This window comes from Streptomyces sp. NPDC002324, from assembly GCF_053593335.1.
On record NZ_JBSFCF010000072.1, the window covers coordinates 1 to 20554 of the forward strand.

The 20554-nt window shown below is 72.6% G+C and carries 12 protein-coding genes; 4 read left to right on the top strand and 8 right to left on the bottom strand.

The window, feature by feature from the left end; translation table 11 throughout:
• Positions 1 to 91 precede the first annotated feature (91 nt).
• The 4 genes from ACWCRJ_RS43570 to ACWCRJ_RS43585 all read right to left on the bottom strand — a co-directional run bounded on the left by ACWCRJ_RS43570 (position 92) and on the right by ACWCRJ_RS43585 (position 5295).
• A complete protein-coding gene (locus ACWCRJ_RS43570) occupies positions 92 to 1426 on the bottom strand; it encodes a PrsW family intramembrane metalloprotease (protein ID WP_450944526.1) in 1335 nt (444 codons plus the stop codon).
• A 103-nt stretch (positions 1427 to 1529) separates the two neighbouring features.
• Positions 1530 to 2399 carry a tRNA (guanosine(46)-N7)-methyltransferase TrmB gene (gene trmB / locus ACWCRJ_RS43575; RefSeq protein WP_450944527.1) on the bottom strand — a complete coding sequence of 290 codons (870 nt, stop codon included), beginning with the start codon at positions 2397 to 2399 and terminating at the stop codon, positions 1530 to 1532.
• A 139-nt stretch (positions 2400 to 2538) separates the two neighbouring features.
• Positions 2539 to 3750, bottom strand: a complete 1212-nt coding sequence (gene lhgO, locus ACWCRJ_RS43580; protein WP_450944528.1) for an L-2-hydroxyglutarate oxidase — start codon at positions 3748 to 3750, stop codon at positions 2539 to 2541.
• Between the two features lie 120 nt (positions 3751 to 3870).
• On the bottom strand, positions 3871 to 5295 hold the full coding sequence (locus ACWCRJ_RS43585; protein ID WP_450944529.1) for an MFS transporter: 1425 nt from the start codon (positions 5293 to 5295) through the stop codon (positions 3871 to 3873).
• 714 nt (positions 5296 to 6009) lie between these two features.
• Here ACWCRJ_RS43585 and ACWCRJ_RS43590 point away from each other — a divergent pair.
• Entirely contained in the window at positions 6010 to 8103 is a 2094-nt protein-coding gene (locus tag ACWCRJ_RS43590) for an asparagine synthase-related protein (protein WP_450944530.1), read from the top strand.
• 410 nt (positions 8104 to 8513) lie between these two features.
• Here ACWCRJ_RS43590 and ACWCRJ_RS43595 read toward each other — a convergent pair whose 3' ends face one another.
• Together ACWCRJ_RS43595 and ACWCRJ_RS43600 are read right to left on the bottom strand one after the other, a co-directional pair.
• Positions 8514 to 10418 (bottom strand): sigma-70 family RNA polymerase sigma factor, encoded by a 1905-nt coding sequence (locus ACWCRJ_RS43595; RefSeq protein WP_450944531.1) that lies wholly within the window; start codon positions 10416 to 10418, stop codon positions 8514 to 8516.
• A 303-nt stretch (positions 10419 to 10721) separates the two neighbouring features.
• Positions 10722 to 11522 (bottom strand): TetR/AcrR family transcriptional regulator, encoded by an 801-nt coding sequence (locus tag ACWCRJ_RS43600; protein ID WP_450944532.1) that lies wholly within the window; start codon positions 11520 to 11522, stop codon positions 10722 to 10724.
• Between the two features lie 481 nt (positions 11523 to 12003).
• Between ACWCRJ_RS43600 and ACWCRJ_RS43605 the strand changes: the two genes are divergently transcribed.
• Together ACWCRJ_RS43605 and ACWCRJ_RS43610 are read left to right on the top strand one after the other, a co-directional pair.
• A complete protein-coding gene (locus ACWCRJ_RS43605) occupies positions 12004 to 13368 on the top strand; it encodes an NAD(P)/FAD-dependent oxidoreductase (protein ID WP_450944533.1) in 1365 nt (454 codons plus the stop codon).
• Positions 13369 to 13590: 222 nt separating this feature from the next.
• The gene (locus tag ACWCRJ_RS43610; protein WP_450944534.1) at positions 13591 to 15261 is read left to right on the top strand and encodes an ATP-binding SpoIIE family protein phosphatase; all 1671 of its coding nucleotides are present in this window, start codon (positions 13591 to 13593) and stop codon (positions 15259 to 15261) included.
• A 52-nt stretch (positions 15262 to 15313) separates the two neighbouring features.
• Here ACWCRJ_RS43610 and ACWCRJ_RS43615 read toward each other — a convergent pair whose 3' ends face one another.
• Entirely contained in the window at positions 15314 to 17968 is a 2655-nt protein-coding gene (locus tag ACWCRJ_RS43615) for an RICIN domain-containing protein (RefSeq protein WP_450944535.1), read from the bottom strand.
• 252 nt (positions 17969 to 18220) lie between these two features.
• Positions 18221 to 19468: an MFS transporter gene (locus tag ACWCRJ_RS43620; protein ID WP_450944536.1), complete on the bottom strand. Its 1248-nt coding sequence runs from the start codon at positions 19466 to 19468 to the stop codon at positions 18221 to 18223.
• Between the two features lie 171 nt (positions 19469 to 19639).
• On the opposite strand from ACWCRJ_RS43620, the gene ACWCRJ_RS43625 reads away from it, so the two are divergent.
• Positions 19640 to 20197: a MarR family winged helix-turn-helix transcriptional regulator gene (locus ACWCRJ_RS43625; protein ID WP_450944537.1), complete on the top strand. Its 558-nt coding sequence runs from the start codon at positions 19640 to 19642 to the stop codon at positions 20195 to 20197.
• The last annotated feature ends 357 nt before the right edge of the window (positions 20198 to 20554 follow it).

Sequence of the window (20554 nt, forward strand, 5' to 3'; positions counted from 1 at the left end):
CTGGTACAACGACCGCACCGGGCAGCCGGTCAAACGGTCACTGATCGCCTACGACCACTGACCGTGACGAAAGCCCCTTGGACTCATTCATCTAGGTCCGGTACGGGTTGTACGACGGGTACGCGGCCACCCCGTGGGCCACCGGCCGTGGGTGGGCGGGCCCGTATCCGCCGTATCCGCCGTATCCGTAGGCGTACCCGTGTCCGGGCCCGGCGTCCCGGCCCGCGTACCCCATGGCCGGGCGGGCCACCTCCCGCCGCCGCCACAGCTCGAACAGCAGCTCCCGCTCCCGCAGCGCGAAGTCACCGCCGGCCCACCCCCGCAGCCCCCGACGCCGCAGGAACGCCAACCGCGTCGCGTACGACTCGTACTCCGCGATCGTCCGGGCCCCGGCCTTCCCGAAGTGATGCGCCGCGTACTCCCGCGCCACCCGCCGCGCCCGCATCGACCCCAGGACGTACGGCTCGGCCGGGGTCAGCCACCCCGCGGCCGCGTACGCCGGCAAGGCCTCCCGCACGGTCCGCAACTCCCGCTGCCGGGCCCAGATCACCCACCACGTCAGCAACCCGAACGCCGGCACCATGAACCCCGCGTACACCGCGAAGAACCCGTACTCCCCGAACGTCGCCGACCCGTTCCACACCGAGTGCATCCCCATGGCGAGCAGCAGCCCGCTCAGCGGTACGAGGACGCGCCGCCCCCGCTGCCACTCGGCGGAGACCGCCGCGATCCCGAATCCGATGCCCGTCAGCACGGTGAACAGCGGATGCGCGAACGGCGACATGATCACCCGTACGAAGAAGGTGGCCGCGGTGACCGATGCCAGCCCGCTCCCGCCGCTGAGCTGGTCCGTCCCGAAGGCGGTGCCCAGATACAGGATGTTCTCGGTGAACGCGAAGCCGGTCGCGGTGAACCCCGCGATCACCACCCCGTCCACGATCCCGGTGAAATCCCGCCTCCTGAACAGGAAGACGAGCAGGACGGCCGCGGCCTTGGCGATCTCCTCGACCACGGGCGCTATGACCGTGGCACCCAGGGTGTCCGCGTGCGAGGGATCGGCGGTGGCCGTCGCTATCCAGCGCGTCGCGAAGCTGTTCGCCACGATGGCTATCAGCGCCGCCGCGCACGCCCCCCAGGCGAACGCGAACACCAGGTTCCGCCAGGGCCCCGGCTCCACCCGGTCCAGCCACCGGAACGCGGTCATGAGCAACGGCACCGGCAGCACGGCCAGCCCCAGCCCGACGAGGAAGCCCTCCGTGCCGGTCTGTTCGCGCACGAGCGCGAGGATGACGAGTCCGGAGACCGCGAGCAGCGCCGTCAGCGCGCTGTATCTGACGCTTTTCCGCTGCCACCAGCGCGTGGGCCTGAACGCGTGGCCGTCGGCGAAGCCGGGGGGACGCGTCGGGTAGGGGGGACTGGTGGCCATTGCATTGACCCTAACGAGGGAGGGGCGCCGCCCGCGACGGCGCGTGGTGCGGCCCGCCGGACCGCGCCCGCCGAACCGGCCGCCAAGTGCTGGGCGCCAGCCTTCAGACGCCTGTGGTGGGGGGTTGTTCGGGGTGTTCGGACTTCCGCGTCCGCTGTCGCTCCTGCTGCTGTTCACGCTGCTGTACGCGACGGAAGAGCAGATCGTTCACCACATGACCCTTGTCCAGTCCCTGCCCCTCGAAACGGGTCAGCGGCCGGAAGTCGGGACGTGGCGCGAAGCCGCCGTCGGCCCGGGTGTTCTCGAAGTCGGGGTGCGCGGTCAGGACGTCCAGCATCTGCTCGGCGTAGGGCTCCCAGTCCGTCGCGCAGTGCACGAGCGCCCCGGGCGCGAGCCGTGACGCGACCAGCGTGAGGAATTCCGGCTGGATCAGCCGCCGCTTGTGGTGCCGCTTCTTCGGCCAGGGGTCGGGGAAGTACACCCGGAGTCCGGCCAGCGAGCCGGGCGTGAGCATCTCCCGCAGCAGGATGATCGCGTCGCCGTTCGCGACCCGGACATGGGAGAGGCCGTACTGGTCCGCGAGGTTCAGCAGGTTCCCCTGGCCCGGTGTGTGCACGTCCACCGCGAGCACGTTGGTCTCCGGATCGGCGGCGGCCATCAGCGCGGTCGCCTCGCCCATCCCGAACCCGATCTCCAGCACGACGGGCTTCTCGTCGCCGAACAGCTCGACGAGATCCAGCGCCCGACCGTCGATGTCGAGCCCCCACTGGGGCCACAGCCGCTGCAGGGCGTCCGCCTGCCCGGCCGTCACCCGACTGCGCCGCGGCTGGAAACTCCTGATCCGCCGCTCGAAGTGCGACCCGGCGGGATCCGGCCTGGGGCCGTCGGGAAAGCGCGGCTCACCCTTGACCCGGGTGTGCCGGAGGGAGGCACCGGAGGTGCGGGGCTCGGGGGCATCGGCGGAGTCAGACACAGTGAGACGATTTTACGGCGCCCCGAAGCGCCCCGGCCTCCCCCACCCCTTGGGGCGGGCCTCCCGGGCGGCGGAACGCCACCACGGGGCGCGGTCCCGGCGGACCCCACCACGGGGCCCGGTCCCCGGGGGGAACCCCTCAGACCTCGGCCAGTGCCGCCAGGGCTCTCCTCCCGACCTCCCGGCCGATCGGCAGGGACGCGGTCGCCGCGGGCGAGGGCGCGTTCAGCACGTGCACGGCCCGCGCTCCCTCCCGGATCATGAAGTCGTCCACGAGCGTCCCGTCCCGGAGCACGGCCTGGGCCCGCACCCCCGCGGCCGTGGGCACGAGGTCCCGCTCCGAGACCGCGGGCAACAACCGCCGCACCGCCCCGGTGAACGCCCTCTTCGACACCGAGCGCCGAAGCTCCCCCGCCCCGTACCGCCAGTGCCGCCGGGCTATCCGCCAGGAGCCGGGCCACGCCAGCGTCGCCCCCAGCTCACGCATCCGTACGGTCCCCCACGCGTACCCCTCGCGGGCCAGCGCCGGCACCGCGTTGGGTCCGACGTGGACGCCTCCGTCGATCCCCCGGGTCAGATGCACCCCGAGGAACGGGAACGCCGGATCGGGCACCGGATACACGAGTCCACGGACCAGCTCGGGCCGCGCCAGCTCGAAGTACTCGCCCCGGAACGGCACGATCCGCATCCCGGGGTCGTCCCCGGTCATCCGGGCCACCTCGTCGCAGTGCAGCCCGGCGCAGTTCACCAGCACCCGGCCCCGTACGACATCGCCGCCCCGGATCCGGACGGCGACCCCCAGCGAGGCCCGCCGGTCGATCCGCTCGACCTCGGCGCCGTACCGGATCTCGGCGCCGGACGCCCGCGCGAACTGCCGGGCGACCTCCACGTAGTCGCAGATCCCGGTGGTGCCGACGTGTATGGCCGCGAGGCCGCGCACCTCCGGCTCGTACTCGGCGATCTGGGCGGCGCCCAGCTCCCGCACCGGGATTCCGTTCTCCCGGCCGCGCTGTACGAGGGCGTGCAGCCGGGGCAGCTCCGACTTCTCGGTGGCGACGATCAGCTTTCCGGTGACGGCGTGGTCGATGCCGTACTCGGCGCAGAACTTGACCATCTCGGCGGCGCCCCTGACGGCGTACCGCGCTTTCAGGGAGTCGGGCCGGTAGTAGATCCCGCTGTGGATGACGCCGCTGTTCCGCCCGGTCTGATGCCGGGCCGGGCCCGGCTCCTTCTCCAGCACGGTGACCCGCGTGCCCGGCGCGGCCCGCGTGATCGCGTACGCCGTCGACAGCCCGACGATCCCGCCGCCGACCACGAGCACATCGCAGTCGTACGCGCCCTGCCTCCGCACGCGCCCCACCTCCCGACTCCGATAGTGCACTGCACCACTGACAATGCCCTCAAACCCGGAAGCCGTCTTCATGGCGCTGGTCACGTTCTCGACCCGGGCGCCCCGAGGTGGGCGGAGCGCTCACGCCGGTGTCATCAGCAAGGGCCGCGCCCTCTCCCGCAGCTCGATCACCCGCGGCTCGTCCCCGTACGGCTCCAGCCGGTGCAGCAGATCCTTCACGTACTCGGTGGTGCGCGCCGAGGAGATGCGCCCCGCGACCTCCACCGCCCGTACCCCCTGCTCGCATGCCGCGTCCAGGTTGCCGGACTCCAGCTCGGCGACCGCCGACACGACGAGCCGCAGCCCGTGCGAGCGTACGAACTCCTCCGTCGGCCGCGACAGCGCCTGCTCCGTGAACCGGCGCACCTGACGTGGCGCCTTGAGGTCCCGGTAGCACTCGGCCGCGTCCGCGGCGAACCGGTCGTAGCCGTAGAAGCCCAGCCAGGTGGGGTCGTTGTCGCCGTCGCGGGCCCGCTCCAGCCAGCCCTCGGCGGCCTTGAGGGCCGCACCGGCGGCCACCGCGTCGCTCGCCCGCGCGTGCGCCCTCGCCTCGACGAGCCGGAAGAAGCTCATCGTGCGCGCGGTGGCCAGCCCACGGTTGCGTTCGAGCGCGGCCTGGGCGAGGTCGACGCCCTCGTCGCCGAAGCCGCGGTAGGTCGCCTGCAGGGACATCGTGGCGAGCACGTACCCGCCGAGCGGCACGTCGGCGGCGGCCCGCGCGAGCCGCAGCGCCTGGATGTAGTACCGCTGCGCGGCCTCCTGCTGACCCGTGTCAAAGGCCATCCAGCCGGCGAGGCGGGTGAGTTCCGCGGACGCTCCGAACAGCGCGCGGCCCACCTCGTCGGAGTAGGAGCCGAGCAGCAGCGGCGCGGCCTCGACCCGCAGGCACTCCGGCACCATGGACGAACGCCAGTCGCCGCCCCCGTACTTGGAGTCCCAGCGCCTGGCGTCCTCGGCGGCCTCGCGCAGTTTCTGCACATCGCTGTGGCCGACTTTCAGCGGCGACCCGGAGCCCTCCGCGGAGCCCGCCTCGCGCGCCACCGAACTGTCGGCCGGGGTTATCAGCCAGCGTGAGGCGGGTGTGGCGTACGCGCTGACCGCGAACGATCCGGCGAGGGACTGCCAGATGCCGCCGGTGCCCGCGCGGCGGCCGGCGAGGTCGAGGCGGTACAGCTCCGTGGCCGCGCGCACCGCCTGTCCGACGTCACGGGGGAAGGCGAGGCCCACCTCGGGAGCGGGATCCGCGTCCGCCAGTCCGATCTCGTGGAGCGGCACCGGACGGCCGAGCTTCTGCCCGATCGCGGCCGCGATGAGGTGCGGCGCGGCGCCCTGGGGGACCATGCCCTTGGAGACCCACCGCGCCACCGAGGTCTTGTCGTAGCGAAGTGTCAGCCCGCGTTGAGCGCCAAGGTCGTTGACGCGACGCGCGAGTCCTGCGTTGCTGATTCCCGCGAGGGCGAGAACGGCGCCGAGTTTTTCGTTCGGCCCGCGTTGCTCCCTGGACATTGCGCCACCCCTCGAACAGACGGCTGCCGCGGCGGCATAGGCACGCGGCATTCGTAAACCCAGCGTAGTTCGCCGCATCCCAAGCGTTAAGGGGCGTAAATCCGGATGGCGGGATTGTGGTCCGTACGAAAGTGCGGGCGCAGCACGGAGGGTGGTGATGTGCTCCCGCTGTGTGGCCGTGCGCCTGCCCGTGCGCTCTACTCCGGCCACCGGGGGAGCGGTTCCATGGTGGTGCGTGGGTCGGCCCGCTGTACTGGATCCAGTGGGCTGGGGGACACCGCCGCCTACATCCCCGCGGGCGGCGGACCGGTCCGGGGGGCGAACTCCGCCTCCCGGACTGTGCGTTGACGCTGTGTCGTCATCGGGGGTGGTACGGCGGGTGCGCCGACTTCGCCCTTCGGGGACGATTTGGCCGAAAATCGACGGTGGTCGTCGAGGGTGAATACCGCTCCGACCACGTCTGTTGAGGGCGCGTTAGGTGTTTTGGGGGAGCGTACCGGGGGCGCATTCACGTCGTAGACCCGGGGTCCACCTTTGTCGACCACCCCTCGTCCGAGGCGACTTGAGGGGGCGACGGGGGAGCGTTCAGGGCTCCCCAGGGGCGCACTCACCGGTGCGCAAGCCGGACCACACGCCCTCCGGTACGCCTCCTTCGTGGCAGCATGGGTGCCGTTCGTACGGTGCACCGGTTGTCCACAGCCTGTGGAGGCGTCGATGCGGTGGTTGGTGGGATGGAGCAGTACCGCCGCTGGCGCGCCCGCCTTCGGTACCGCCGGCGCGACCGGACTCGACGGCGAGACCGTCCACCCGGTCGGCTCCCACCTCCTGTGGGGCGACCCCGACCCGCTGTGGGCCGTCGGCGACTGGCGCCCCGACGAGGTGCGCGTGGTGTCGGCCGACGCCCAGACGAGGATCGCCGTGCTCGGCATCTGCGGAGCCTCCGACGAGCAGCTGCGCGTGGGCCTGTTCGCGGCCCGGGGCGGCGCCCTGCGCCACCTCACCGCCTGGCCCGGCAGCTACACCGCCGTCGTCCAGGTCGGCCGCCGGGTGACCGTCTGCGGCGACCTCGCGGGCGCCCGTCCGGTCTTCCACACCCCGTGGGCGGGCGGCACGGCGTACGCGACCGCCGCCCTCCCCCTCGCCGACCTCGTCGAGGCCAACCTCGACTTCGGGCACCTGGCGGCCCTGCTGGCCGCCCCCGACGTACCGGACGCCCTCCAGGACTCCACTCCGTACGACGGCGTGCGCCGCATTCCTCCGGGGCACGCACTGATCCTGCGCGCCGGGGCGCGAGAGATCGCCGGCTACGAGCCGGTCGCCTCCCTCGCCGTCGCCGCGCCCGCCGCCGACCCGGACAGCGCGGTGGACGCCGTCCGCGACGCCCTCGTGGAGTCCGTACGGGTCCGCCTCGCCGCCCCCCGGCACGTGCCCGACGTCGATCCCGGCCCGGTCCCCGGCATGGGCCCCGCCGAGCGCCGCGCCGCCCGCGGCATGCCCGTACCCGGCATCGGCGCCGACGTCTCCGGCGGCCCCGCCTCCGGCACCCTCGCCCTGCTCGCCGCCGGTCTGCCCGGCGCCCCCGGCACGGTCCTCGGCCACGGCACGGGCGCCGGCGAACGCCTCCTCGCCGTCACGTTCAACGACCTGGTCACATCGGGCCGCGAGACCGAGCTGGAACGCGCGGGCACGCTCGCCGCCAACCCCCGCCTCCACCATGTCATCGTCACCGGCGGCGAGGAGATGCTTCCCTACGCCGACCTCGAAGTCCCCCTGACCGACGAGCCCGGCCCCTCCCTGGTGACGGCCGCCCGCCACCGCGCCCGCCTCGCCTCCGGCAGCGCGGACCACTTCACCGGCTACGGCGCCCGCCAGGTCCTGGACGCCCACCCCGCCCGCCTCGCCGACCTCCTGATGGACCGTAAACGCCGCCACCTCGTCCGGCCGGTCGCCGCCCTCGCCAAGGCCGACGGCTCGGTGATGGTCCCCGCGCGCGTGTACAGCGCGGCGCGGAAGCTGGCCCGCACCCCGTACCGCGTCGGCGTCGAGGTCCTCGCCGACCGCCTGATGCAGCGCCGCTTCGAGGAGCCCGGGGGCGCGGTGGGCGCCTCCCTGGCCGCGCTCACCTGGGCCAGACCCGGCCCCGCCGCCCGCTGGCTCACGGGCGAGGCCCTGGCAGAAGTATCGATTCGTCTGGGTGCGACGACGGGCCGCTCCACCGTCGGCCCCGGCCAGCGCCCCGGCGACGTCCGCGCCCGCGCGGCCCTGGCCCGGCACGCGGCGGACGTCCGCATCCTCGAACAGGCGGCGGAGATCCGCTCGCAGCGCCTCCACACCCCCTTCCTCGACAACCAGGTCGTCCGCGCCTGCCGCACCCTCCCCGAGGCCCTGCGCGTCCAGCCGGGCGCCCGCGCCGCGATCCTCCGTACGGTCCTGGAGGGCGCCGGCGTCACCGACCTCCCGCCCGGCTGGGGCGCCCCCTCCCACGCCACCTCGCACGCCGCCGCCCGCACCGGCCTGCGCGTGGCCGCCGACACCCTGATCACCCTCTTCGACACGCCCCTGCTCGCCCAGGCGGGCCTCGTCGAAGCCCGAGTCGTCCGCAAGGCCCTCCGCGCCGCCGCCGAGGGCGAACCCCTCCCCCTCGACGGCCTGGCCGACCTGGTCGCCCTCGAACTCTGGCTGCGCCGCCTCCTCTCCCGCAGAGGCACCTGCTGGACGGGCACCCCCGCCAGACAACGCGCGGTACCGGCCGGCATCACCCCCCAAAGAGGCGCCCTGGGCACGGGGGCGACAGCGAGACAGGCATGACCTCCTAGGGGGACCACGACGCTCCGGCACGTACGAGCGCGGTCCGGCCCGTCCCACCCAGGGGCGCGGGGAACTGCGCGACAGACCACGACGCTCCGGCACGTACGAGCGCGGTCCGGCCCCCGCCTACCCAGGGGCGCGGGGAACTGCGCGACATGCCCCGACGCGCCCGCACCTACGAACGTCCGTCAGCACCCCTCCCACCCCACCCACCCCGCGGAGCGCAGTGCCCGGGGTCGAAGGGGCAGCGCCCCTGGAGGATGGGACGGGTAGGGGCGGCGGGGGCGAGAAAAACCTGCCCGGCACAGCCGACGACCAGGGCACCCCCACCCCCCCTCCCACCCTCATGCCGGACGGACCCCCGCCCCTGACCCCCGGCCGCCCCCGCTCCCCGGCGGACCACCGACCGCTCACCCGCAGCTGAACCGCGACTGCGCCCAGTCCGCCGGCACCGGCAGCTCGTAGGGGCCGTGCGGTTCCACCACCAGCCGTACCGTCTCCCGCCCGCCGAGATCCACATGCACCGGGACCGCCGGCCCCCCGCCCCGCACCGGCCCGGACCGCCACAGCCGGACCCCGTCTCCGTAGACCGAGAAGCGGACCTCGCCGAGGCCGTGCGTCAGATCGTCGACGCCGGCGAACGCGTCGTACGCGGCGCAGCGGCGGTTGAGATCGATGGTCACGGAGGAGCGGCCGTGCACGGTCACCCCGTCGCCGTACCGTTTCCCGGCGATCGACATCCCGTACCGCTGCCAGACCCAGCTGCTCTCCTCGAGCCGCATCTCCGGCTCGGTGCCGTCGCCGAGGATGCCGTACCGCAGCTCGTTCCACGGGTAGACGGCGGGCGGAGCCGGGGGAGGGGGCGTCGGGGTCGGTGTGGGGGACGGCTTCGGGGGCGCGGGAGTCGGGGTCGGGTCCGGCGTGGGAGGGGGCGTCCGCTGCGTGGTCGGTGCCGGGGGCACGGCCCGTGACGGCGAAGGCGAAGGCGAGGGCGACGGCTTCGGTGCCGGCAACGGCCTGGACATCGGCACCACCACCGCGGGCGCGCCCCGCGCGGGCCCGTCCCGCGGTGTCGACGGCTCCGGCTCCGGCGCGACCTCGACCGGCCGGGAGGCGGACGGCCTGGCCAGCGGCTCCTCGGGCCGCACGTCGTCGCCCGTCAGCGCGAGCGCCACCGCCGCGGCGACCATCCCGGCCACACTCACCGCGATCCCGGCCTTCGCGGTCGCGCCGAGCCCCTCCGCGGCGGCCCCGCCGCCCGCACCCTCCGCGGCGGCCCCGCCGCCCGCACCCGCCGGGCCGGCGGCACCGGCCGCCCCGACCGCCCCGACCGCCCCGGCCCCCGCGCCCCCGGCGACGAGCGCGGCGACCTTCGCGTAGCCGGCGGCGCCGAACCAGCCGATGACCGCGACCGGTACGACTGCCGGGATCCCGCTCGCGACGTCCTTGATCTGCCCGGCGGCCAGCCGGCACGCGGCGCACTCCGCCAGATGCGCGCGCAGACCCCGCTCGGCCCGCGTCCGCAGGCCGCCCCGGGCGTAGGCTCCGAGCCGGTCGGCGTAGCGCCCGCACTCGCCGGGGTCGCCGGAGAGCGTGGCGCTCACATGGGCCTGCAGATACGCCTGCTTGAGCCCCTCGCGTGCCCGGCTGGCCAGCACCCGGGTCCCGTTGGCGTCGAGCCCGAAGAGCGTGGCGACCTCGCTCGGCGACTCGTCCTCGACCTCGGTGTGCCACAGCACGGCCTGCCACCGCTCCGGCAGCGAACGGAACGCCCGCATCGCCATCGACTGCTCGGCCTCGTGCATCGCCCGCACGTCCGCGCCGAGGTCGAGCGTGTCCGTGTCCGACGCGTCGGCCCCGCGCGAGGCCTGCGCCGCGAACACCGCGAAGTCGTCGACCAGCTGCTCCCGCCCGGCGCTACTCGTCCACGTCGCGGCGACCCGTCGCACGGAGGTCAGCAGATAGGCCCGTACGGCGTGCTCCGGTCCGGAGCCGCCCCTGACCGCCTGCAGCATCCGGGCGAAGACCTCGGCCGTCAGGTCGTCGGCGGTATGGGTGTCCCGGCAACAGGTGCGCGCGTACCTGCGTACGGCCTGCGCGTGGCGCCGGTACAGCTCCTCGTACGCCGAGTCGTCCCCCGACCGCATCCAGTCGATCAGGTCGGCGTCGGCGGGCGCCCGCGGTGGCAGCACCCCGGAGTCCAGCCGGTCCCACGGCGCCGGAACCCCGCGCCCCCCTTGCGCGGGCACCTGAGGCTCCGCCTCCGCCTCGGCCGCCGTCTCCGACTTCGGCTCGTCCCGCCCGTCAACGCCCATCGCGGAAGCCCCCGCCGCCGGCCGACCCAGTCCCCAACACCAGGGCAGAGTGCCATATTGGCTTTTGTTCAGTCCCTGGGACTACGGGCATACCACTCGTCCGAGGGGGCTTCCCAGACCCCGGTACGACCATTCACCCATATGAGTAACCCACGCCCCGAAACCTCTGCGCGGCGAGGCCGAAGGTGCAGCCGAACAGACAGGGGAACGGACAGGGGAACGGACGGCGAAACAGGCAGGGGCGGTGCGGGGTGGAGAAACCACCCCGGACCGCCCCTGAGGAGCAACGTCACCCGGCCACGATCACGACGGCCGGGACCGCAGCCCTTCCAGCAGAATGTCGAGCAGTCGAGCCGACGCGGCAGCCTGCTGCGCCGCGTCCGGCAGCGCCGGCGCACCCGTGGCGATCACCAACAGCACATCCGCCACGGTCACGTCCTCGCGCAGCTCACCGGCGCCCCGGGCCCGCTCCACCAACTGCCCCACGACCTCGAGCAGCGCCGAAGCCCCGGCATCGTCCGCGAGCCCACCGGGACCGGCGGCGCCCACGGCACCGCCCGCACCCGGATCCGCCGGGACCAGCCGGAGCTCGGTCGTCGGCTGCGCCCGCTGCTGCGGCACCCGCGCCTCGTCGGCGAGGATCCCGCCGATGTCGTCGGACCCGTCCTCGGCGACCCCGACCCGCAGCACCTGCGGCGGCAGCAGCCGCCCGGCGCCGGAGGCCACGGACGTCCGCAGGAACCGCGACAGCGCCTGCCACGGGTCCTCCTCCTGCCCGAGCGCCACCCTGGCCTGTTCGGTGAGCCGAGACGTCTCCTCCTCGGCTATCCGGCGGACCAGGACGTCCTTGCTCGGGAAGCGCCGGTACACCGTGCCGACACCGACCCGCGCGCGGCGGGCCACGTCCTCCATCGGCGCGCCGTACCCCAGCTCGCCGAACACCTCGCGCGCCGCGCGCAGCACGTGCTCGAGGTTGCGCTGTGCGTCCACGCGGAGCGGAGTGGACCTCACTCCGTCACCGCGTCCGTTGCCGCCCGCCGAGCCGATCGCACCACCGGGTGCGATGGTGGAGGCGGACGACCAATGGGACTCCTGAATATGCATACGTGTTCCCCCGGTAATGACGTCTCCCCCCGGAGACTCTCCCCGTCATCGGAAGCCGGAGCGGCGGAACGAGCGTCCAAGGTCCTCGGTGGTCACCGATTTCCTTCGTCGGCAACCCGGTCCCCGCGCAGGCCCGCCCGTCGCGGACCGCCCGGAAAGCGGACCCGAACCCGAGATCCACGAACTCGACCCCGGACCCGACCGAACCTCTTGAACGCATCCCCCCTACACCCCGTCGACACACGAACATAGTTGAGAGGGAGTCAATTCAGAAGGGGCACGTTCCGCACGGAGCGCCCCCCGATCGGAGTACGGGCCGTATACGTCCGTTTTATGCCCCCGCCTGCCACCCGTCTCACATCACTTGACCTGCGCATCTGCCGCACGCATCGGCGAATCGGCCATCCCCGCGCGGTTGTGGAGACCGGTCACACAAATTGCCGGGCCTGTGGACAAACCAGCGAGCAAGGTGCGTCATGGGATGGTGAAGGAACCGATGCGCATTCTCATCGTCGGCGGCGGATACGTCGGGCTGTACACAGCGCTGCGTCTGCAGCGACAGCTGAAACCGGAACTCGGACGCGGCGACGTCGAGATCGTCGTCGTGTCCCCCGACCCTTATATGACGTATCAACCCTTCCTTCCGGAGGCGGCGGCGGGCTCCATCTCGCCCCGCCATGTCGTCGTGCCGCTGCGCCGCGTCCTGGACCGGTGCAAGGTCGTCATCGGCGAGGCCACCGCGATCAACCACGCCAAACGCATCGCGACCCTCGACACCCTCGCCACCGAGGAGGAGGGCACGGAGGCCGAGCAGCTGGCGTACGACGAACTCGTCCTCGCCCCCGGCTCCGTCTCGCGCACCCTGCCCGTCCCCGGGCTCGCGGACTACGCCATCGGCTTCAAGACCGTCGAAGAGGCCATCGGCCTGCGCAACCACGTCATCGAACAGATGGACATCGCCTCCTCCACCCGCGACCCCGCGATCCGCGACGCCGCCCTGACCTTCGTCTTCGTGGGCGGCGGCTACGCCGGCGTGGAGGCCCTCGGCGAGCTGGAGGACATGGCCCGCTACACCGCGCGGTACTACCACAACGTGAAGCCCGAGGACATGAAGTGGATCCTCGTGGAGGCCTCCGACCGTATCCTCCCGGAGGTCGGCGAGGAGATGGGCCGCTACACGGTCACCGAACTGCGCCGCCGCAACATCGACGTACGCCTGCACACCCGCCTGGAGTCGTGCGCCGACCGGGTCGCCGTCCTCAGCGACGGCGCCCGCTTCCCGACCCGTACGGTCGTCTGGACGGCCGGCGTGAAGCCGCACCCGGTCCTGGCCGCCACCGACCTCCCGCTGAACGAGCGGGGCCGGCTGAAGTGCACCGCCGAGCTGACCGTGGAGGGCGTCGCGCACGCCTGGGCCGCGGGCGACGCGGCCGCCGTCCCCGACGTCACCGCCGAACCCGGCAAGGAGACCGCCCCCAACGCCCAGCACGCCGTACGCCAGGCCCGCACCCTCGGCGACAACATCACCCGCTCGCTGCGCGGCCAGCCCCTGGAGAAGTACGCCCACAAGTACGTGGGCTCGGTCGCCTCCCTGGGCCTGCACAAGGGCGTCGCACACGTCTACGGGCGGAAGCTCAAGGGCTACCCCGCCTGGTTCATGCACCGCGTCTACCACCTGAGCCGGGTGCCGACCTTCAACCGCAAGGCCCGCGTCCTCGCCGAATGGACCCTCTCCGGCCTCTTCAAACGGGAGATCGTCTCGCTCGGCTCACTCGAACACCCCCGTGCGGAGTTCGAACTCGCGGCCGGTGGAAGGCCCCCGGAGGACCCGAAGGGGTCGTCCTGACCGGATCCAGGAACTCCACCACCCGGGCCGACGTCTGACGGATGTCGGCCCGGTCGGCCAGACTGGTCCGCGACGTGATCCATGATCCCGGGCGGGGCATCCCCTCGCCCACACGTACCCACGACCAGGCGTCCCCCACCGCCGCACCCGGGGCAACCCCGGGCCACGGCCGGATCCGGAGCCGGCCACAGACGACAACACGAGGCACGAGGCAAGGATTCGGTGAACTTCACGCGCTGGAGCGCCCGGCTCCCCGGTACGCAGCGCCGCGCCGCAGCGCGGACCGAACACACGGTCACCCCGGACCGGCGGGGGGACGGCTCCGTGCCCGCGGCCCGCGTCGAACGGCAGACCGACGACCCCCCGGACGACCCACCCGCCGTACCCGCCGTCGACGACCTCCCGACCCGCGAGATCCTCGACCGCATCCCGGCCCTCGTCGCCCTCGTCCACGGCCCGGACCACCGCACGGCCTACGTCAACGACGCCTATGCCGCGGCCTTCGGCGCCCGCCCGCTCGGCGAACCGGCCCGCGAGGCCCTGCCGGAGCTGGACGCCCTCGGCCTCCTCCCGCTCCTGGACCAGGTCCTGCGCAGCTCCAAGCCCCGCACGGTCAAGTCCCGCAAGGCCCCCGGCGGCCGCAGCTACACGATCACCTGCACCCCCGTCGCCGTCCCCGGCGGAGCCGGACAGAGCGACGGCGGCGTCCTGATCTTCGCCGCCGACGTCACCGACCACGCCGAGGCCGCCGAACGCCTCCGCGCCAGTGAACGCCGCCAGCGCGAGACCGCCGTCACCCTCCAGCGCTCCCTCCTCCCCCAGGAACTGGAGGAGCCCGACGACCTGCGCATCGCCGCCGTCTACCACCCCGGCGGCACCGAGACCGCCGTCGGCGGCGACTGGTACGACGTCATCACCCTCGGCGGCGGCCGCACGGCCCTCGTCATCGGCGACGTCATGGGCCGGGGCGTGCGCGCGGCGGCCGTCATGGGCCAGCTCCGCACGGCCGTCCGCGCCTACGCCCGCCTCGACCTGCCCCCGCACGAGGTGCTCCAGCTGCTGGACGGTCTCGCGACCGAGATCGACCCCAACCAGATCGCCACCTGCGCCTACGCCGTCCACGACCCCAACGAGGGCCGCCTGGTCTACGCCTCCGCGGGCCACCTCCCCATCCTCGTCCGCGACGAGAGCGGCACGGTCCTGCGCGCCGACGAACCGACCGGCCCTCCGCTCGGCACCGGCGGCTGGACCCACGCGTCCGGTTCGATCCCCCTCGGCCCCGGCGCCACCGCCGTCTTCTACACCGACGGGCTCGTGGAGCGGCGCAACGAGGACCTTGACGAGGGCATCGCCGCCCTGGAGCGCACCCTGTCGGGTGCCACGGGCACCCCGCAGGTCGTCTGCGACCGCCTGGTCCGCTCGACCGGAGTCACCGCCGACCACGACGACGACGTGGCCGTCCTCGTCCTCCAGCACCCCGCCCGTGTCGGCCCCGACGGCGAACTCTTCCGCAACGCCGCCCTGGAGCTCCTCGGCGGTGTCGAAGCGGCCCCCCGCGCCCGGGCGTTCGCCTCCGGCGTCCTGACCAGCTGGCGCTTCCCCCCGGAACTCCACGACCTGGGCGTCCTGGCCGCCAGCGAACTCGTCGCCAACTCCCTCCAGCACGGCACCCCGCCGATGCGCCTGCGCCTGCGCCGCACCGACCGCCGCCTGATCGTCGAAGTCACCGACGGCAACGACCACCTCCCCCGCCGCCGCAGAGCCGACCCCGCCGACGAGTCCGGCCGGGGCCTCGCCATCATCGGATCCATCGCCTCCGACTGGGGCAGCCGCCGCACGCCCGGCGGCGGCAAGGCGGTGTGGTGCGAGTTCGCCCTGCCGCGCGCGACCTGAGCGGCGGCAGGGGTCCTCGGCTGTCCTGCCCCGGGGGTCCGGGGGCGGTACGTCAGGACAGCGGGGTGCCGTACTGGAGTCCGCGGCCGTTGGTGCCGACGTAGACGCGGCCGAAGGTGTCGGGGTCACCGGTGATGACGCCGGTGCCGCCGATGCTGCCCCACTGATGGGCGTCGTCGTTGACGCGGAGCCAGGTGGCGCCCTTGTCGGTGGAGCGGAAGACTCCGGTGACGTTCTTGACGGTCCCGATCAGGTACAGCGCCTGGTAGCCAACGCCGGGCGCGGCCTTGCCGAAGCCGAGGGCGGAGGCGGACTGCACGGATTTCAGCGTGGCGAACGTGCGGCCGCCGTCGGTGGAATGCAGCAGCCCCTTGTCGCCGGCGGCTATCCACAGGTCTCCGGCGATGCCGGGGACGGCCAAGAGCCGGCCGTCGGGCAGGTTGCCGGCCCGCGCACGGAAGGTCGCGCCGCCGTCGGTGGCGGCATGGAGCGTCCCACCGGACAGCGAGTAGAAGGTTTTGGCCGAGGAACGGTCGGCGACCACCACGGCACCACTGCCCAGACCACCGACCCGTGACCAGCTCGCTCCCTTGTCCGTCGAGCGGTACGGGGCCTCACCGGCCTCGGTCCACACCATGGTGGAGCCGTCCGCGGCGAGCGCGATGTGGCCTCCGGCGGCGCCGCTCACAGGCTCCGCCTTGAAGCCGCGCCAGGTCCGGCCGCCGTCGGTGGAGTAACCGCCGTCCTGCTCACCACCCTTGCCGACCCGGACCATCATCGACGGCTCGGCCTCGGCGAAGTCGATGTCGGAGCTGTGCAGGATCCCCGGGTTGGTCAGCCGCCCGGCGGGCACCTCGGTCAGGTCGTCGTGACGGAATCCGCCCTGGTCACCCATGGAGGTGATGACGGTGGCGCCGCCCGGCGGGGCGATGGCGTCCGCCAGTGCGGTCTCCTCGATGCCGCGTGCCCCGATGGTCCAGTTGCTGGTACGGCCGCTGTCGGCGGCGGTGACGTCCTTGCTGCGCCAGATGCCGTTGCCGGTGCCGTACAGCACATGCCCGGAGTCGAAGGGGTCGATGGCCAGGGCGGTCATCCAGTGCCCGACGCCGGTACCGAGGTAGGGGGCGGCGGAGGCGTCCCGCTTCGACTTGTCGGCCAGCGCCTTCCAGGACGTACCGCCGTCGGTGGACCGGTACACCTCGTCCTCCGGCCACCAGCGGTCGAGGGTGGTGACCATCACCGTGGACGGCTTGCGCGGGTCGACGGCCAGACCGGAGAACCCGTAACCGCCCTGGGACGGGGAGATGTTCTTCCACGTCCCGCGAGCCGGCGCGTACTTCCACACCGAGCCCCCCGTCACACCGTTGGGGCCGAGGGCGTCGGTGTACGTCACGTACAGCGAGCCGTCACCGGAGATCACGCCGTGCTGCGGCAGCTGGCCGGCGGGCTGCCCGGGAACCGCCTGCCAGGTGCCGCCGCCGTCGGTGGAGCGGTACAGGGAGGTGGACTTGTCGCCGACACCGACGTAGACCGTCCTGCTGTCGGCCGGGCCGTACGTCACGAAGGAGATGCCGGCGCCGCTGCCCGCCCCGTCCTTGACCGGGAACGAGGAGACCTGCTTCCAGTTCGCGCCGTGGTCGGTGCTGCGCCACAGGCCGTTCCTGCGGGTGCCCAGCAGCAGGGTGCCGTGGTCCGACGGGCCGATCACGAGCCGTTCGCCCGCCCCGCGGCCGTCCTCGTTGCCACCCAGCTTGAAGGGGAGTTCGGCGCGCTTGAAGGTGCGGCCCCGGTCGGTGGAGCGCAGGATCGCGCCGTTGCCGGCCCAGTCGTTGGTGTAGGTGCCCGCGCCGAGGTAGAGCCGCTCGGGGGCGGTGGGGTCGGTGGCCAGGGAGTCGATGCCCAGGAGGTTCCAGTCCTTCTCGCCGACCCAGTCGGTCAACGGGATCCACTGCTCGGCCCCGGTGTCCCAGCGGTAGGCGCCACCCATGTCGGTGCGCGCGTACAGCAGGCCCTTCTCCTTCTGGTTGAACACCAGACCGGTGACGTAACCGCCGCCCACCACCTGGGCGTTCTTCCACGCGTACGGTCCGGCGGCGGAGCCGGCCTGGGTGCCGCCGCTCCCGGACGCCTTGCTGTCGGCGGTCTTCACCAGCTTCCACTGCTGGTTGGTGCCGCCCCGGCCGGGATACTGGATGACCGCCGCCCCCTGGGCCGTGGAGCCACCGGAGACGTCCAGGACCAGGCCGCTCCTGCGGGACGTGAGGGTGACGGCGTCGGAACCGCTCACGTCGTCGACCCGCCACTCCTGGGAGGTGGAGGAGTTGTCGGTCTGCTGCTCGGCGGCGGCCGACCTGGCGGTCGAGTCACCGGCTATGCCCAGGACCTTGCCGCTGTTGCGGTTCACCAGCTCGTAGTAGCCGCCCCCGGCGGGCTTCAGCTTCCACTGCTGGTTGGAGGTGTTCTGATCGGTCCACTGCTGGATACGGGTGCCGTCGGCCGTGGAGTACCCGTTGACGTCCAGCACCTTGCCGCTGCGCACCGACACCAGCCGGTAGAAGGCGTCGTGCTCGACCGTCGCCGCCTGCGAGTCCTCCTGCGCGAACAGCAGATACGGCACCAGGACGGCCGGCACACCGAGCACCAGACCGGTCGCGGTCCACCGCCGACGGTGCCGCCCGCGCCGTCCGCCGTTCGTGGGGTTGTTCATGGGAAGGGGTGCTCCTTGCAGCCATTGACCAGAGGTAGAGCGAATCCGGTCACCGCTATGACCAAATCCGCTTCCTTGTGGTCACAGCTCTGCACAGGGTTGCCAAAAGATCCGAAACTTCTTGTCCTCGTCATCTCCGGCGCCCTCCCACCCGGCTGATCGCCGTGGACGTCACCCACACCGGGCCCGCCGGCTGCGCTCCACCGGGCCCGCCGTCCTCAGCACGGCGGGCACACCCTCAGGACCGGCCCCTCAAGCCCGAGCCGCCACCGGCTCCGCGACGGCGCCACTCCCGGCGACCACCCGGCTGTCCCCGAGCGAAGGCTGGTCCTGTATGTCGGTCAGACGCCGCCCGAGCCGCAGTGCCAGCACACTGATGCCCAGCGAGAACAGCAGGAACGTCACGATGTACGGGGCGTGCAGCGAGGCCCCCATGGGCCCACCCACCGCCGGCCCGACCGCCAGTGCGAGCTGCTTCACCAGCGCGAACGCGGAGTTGTACTGCCCGGCCATCCCTGCCGGCGCCAGATCGGCCACCAGCGGCGCGACGGTCGGCGACAGCATGGCCTCCCCCAGACCGAACAGCGCGTAGGTCGAGACGAACGCGGCGGTCGCCATCGTCTCGCTCGTCTGCCCCAGCCCGGCGAACCCGGCCACGCCCCACGCGACGGCCCAGATCAGCCCCACGGCGGCGATCACCCGAGACCGCCGGCGCCGCTCCACGAACCGCAGCACGGCGAACTGCGCGATCACGATCACCGCCGTGTTGGCGGCGAGCGCCGTGCCGAGCGCGGACGTCGATATCCCGGCCGCCTCGACCCCGTACGCACTCAGACCCGACTCGAACTGCCCGTAGCAGGCGAAGAACAGCACGAAGCCCAGCACGCACAGCTGCACCATGGCCCGATTGCCGAGCAGCTGCTTCCAGCTTCCCTTGACCGCAGCGGTGGGCACACCTTCCACCTGGGGGGTCCGGGGCGCCCGCACGGTCGCCATCACACCCACGAGCAGCAGGAACATCGCCGCCTGTATGGAGAACAGCAGGACGAACGACCCCGCGCGCGTGGCATCGACGAGATGCCCGCCTATCAGCCCGCCGACCCCGAGCCCGAGGTTCTGCAGGAAGAACTGCGTGGCGAAGGCCCGGGACCGGTTCTCCGCACGTGAGAAGTCGACGATCATCGTCGCGAGCGCCGGCTGTGTCACGGCCTGCCCCGCGCCGAGCGCCGCCGCGGACAGCAGCACGGTCGTCGCGCCGGCGGCCAGCCCCAGACTCAGCGATCCGACGGCAGCGGTGACCAGGGCGGTGAGCAGTACCGGAAGCGGACCGTGCCGGACTATGGCCCGCCCCGCGAAGGGCAGCACCACCAGCGCGGCCACGGCGAAGACCGCCAGCACCAGCCCCGCTGTCGTCGCACCGAGATCCCGCACCTGCGCCACGTAGACGTACAGATACGGGACGGTGAAGCCGAGTCCGAACGCGCCGAGTGCGCTGCCCATGTGAATCCGGCGCATCGCTGCGCCCGTCCCCCTGGTCACGTTCACCTGCCTAGGTAGGGGAAGCCCTCAGCTCGACAGTGAGAGTTGAAGACTTCGAAGCTAAAACTTAGAAGCTAAACAGTACACCTCGAAGGACTTCGATGCCAAGCAGCGTCGTGCCATACTTCGCCCATGGGCGACACCCCCGGCACCTCCGGCAGCACCGAGCCGACACTCGAAGAGCAGATCGCCGCGTACCAGCGCGAGTTCCAGGACCTGGACCCCCAGGTCGAGAAGATCGTCTCGGCGCTCTCCCGCCTCAACCGCCGTATGAACGTCGCCTACGGCCGCCAGACCTCGGCGCTCGACATCAGCAACGCCGACTGGGAGGTACTCAAGGCCCTCGTCCTCTCCGGCGCCCCGTACCGCATGGGCCCGAGCGAACTCGCCAAACGGCTCGGTCTCACCCCGGCCGCGATGACCCACCGCATCGACCGCATGGTCGCGGAGGGCCTGGTGACCAGGGAACGCGACGAGAACAACCGGGTACGCGTCATCGTCGAGCTCACCCCCGAGGGTCGCGAGAAGTGGCTGGAGGTCATGCGCCTCGCCTCGGTCTTCGAGGAGGACCTCCTCCAGGACCTCTCCCCTCTGGAGCGCAACGTCCTCGGCGAGGTCCTGACCCGGCTCCTGCGCCGCGTCGAGCACGCCCAGCCGGACGCCGGCGGCCGCCTCACCGACCTCGACTGAGGAGTACGGTCGAGCGGTGGCCGAGGTTTGCCCGCGGATCACCGGGGGGAGGCTTGACAGTCCACCCCGCGATCCGTAAAGTTCTTCGGGTTGCCACGGAGCCTTAACGGTTCTGCGACAGCACCTCCGCCGCTTCGAGCGGCACACAAACCAACCAGTGCGATCTCCCAGTCGGGGTGAATTCGGCGTGCCCGAATGCAATTCGATTTGGGTTCGACAGCCCCGATTGGGAACTGCCGAGCGGATCCGCTAAGGTTTGGAACGTCGGAACGGCCCAACAGCCGCGAGGACAACACCCGCTGACTGGGAATCAGGCCCGAAAGGATCTGATAGAGTCGGAACCGCCGGAAAGGGAAA

What these genes read in the sequence shown, in the direction of transcription:
- ACWCRJ_RS43625 (WP_450944537.1), top strand. Translation starts at nt 19,640, where the DNA reads ATGGGCGACACCCCCGGCACCTCCGGCAGCACCGAGCCGACACTCGAA.
- ACWCRJ_RS43600 (WP_450944532.1), bottom strand. Translation starts at nt 11,522, where the DNA reads ATGCATATTCAGGAGTCCCATTGGTCGTCCGCCTCCACCATCGCACCC.
- ACWCRJ_RS43595 (WP_450944531.1), bottom strand. Translation starts at nt 10,418, where the DNA reads ATGGGCGTTGACGGGCGGGACGAGCCGAAGTCGGAGACGGCGGCCGAG.
- ACWCRJ_RS43615 (WP_450944535.1), bottom strand. Translation starts at nt 17,968, where the DNA reads ATGAACAACCCCACGAACGGCGGACGGCGCGGGCGGCACCGTCGGCGG.
- ACWCRJ_RS43620 (WP_450944536.1), bottom strand. Translation starts at nt 19,468, where the DNA reads ATGGGCAGCGCACTCGGCGCGTTCGGACTCGGCTTCACCGTCCCGTAT.
- ACWCRJ_RS43590 (WP_450944530.1), top strand. Translation starts at nt 6,010, where the DNA reads ATGCGGTGGTTGGTGGGATGGAGCAGTACCGCCGCTGGCGCGCCCGCC.
- ACWCRJ_RS43585 (WP_450944529.1), bottom strand. Translation starts at nt 5,295, where the DNA reads ATGTCCAGGGAGCAACGCGGGCCGAACGAAAAACTCGGCGCCGTTCTC.
- ACWCRJ_RS43570 (WP_450944526.1), bottom strand. Translation starts at nt 1,426, where the DNA reads ATGGCCACCAGTCCCCCCTACCCGACGCGTCCCCCCGGCTTCGCCGAC.
- ACWCRJ_RS43605 (WP_450944533.1), top strand. Translation starts at nt 12,004, where the DNA reads ATGGTGAAGGAACCGATGCGCATTCTCATCGTCGGCGGCGGATACGTC.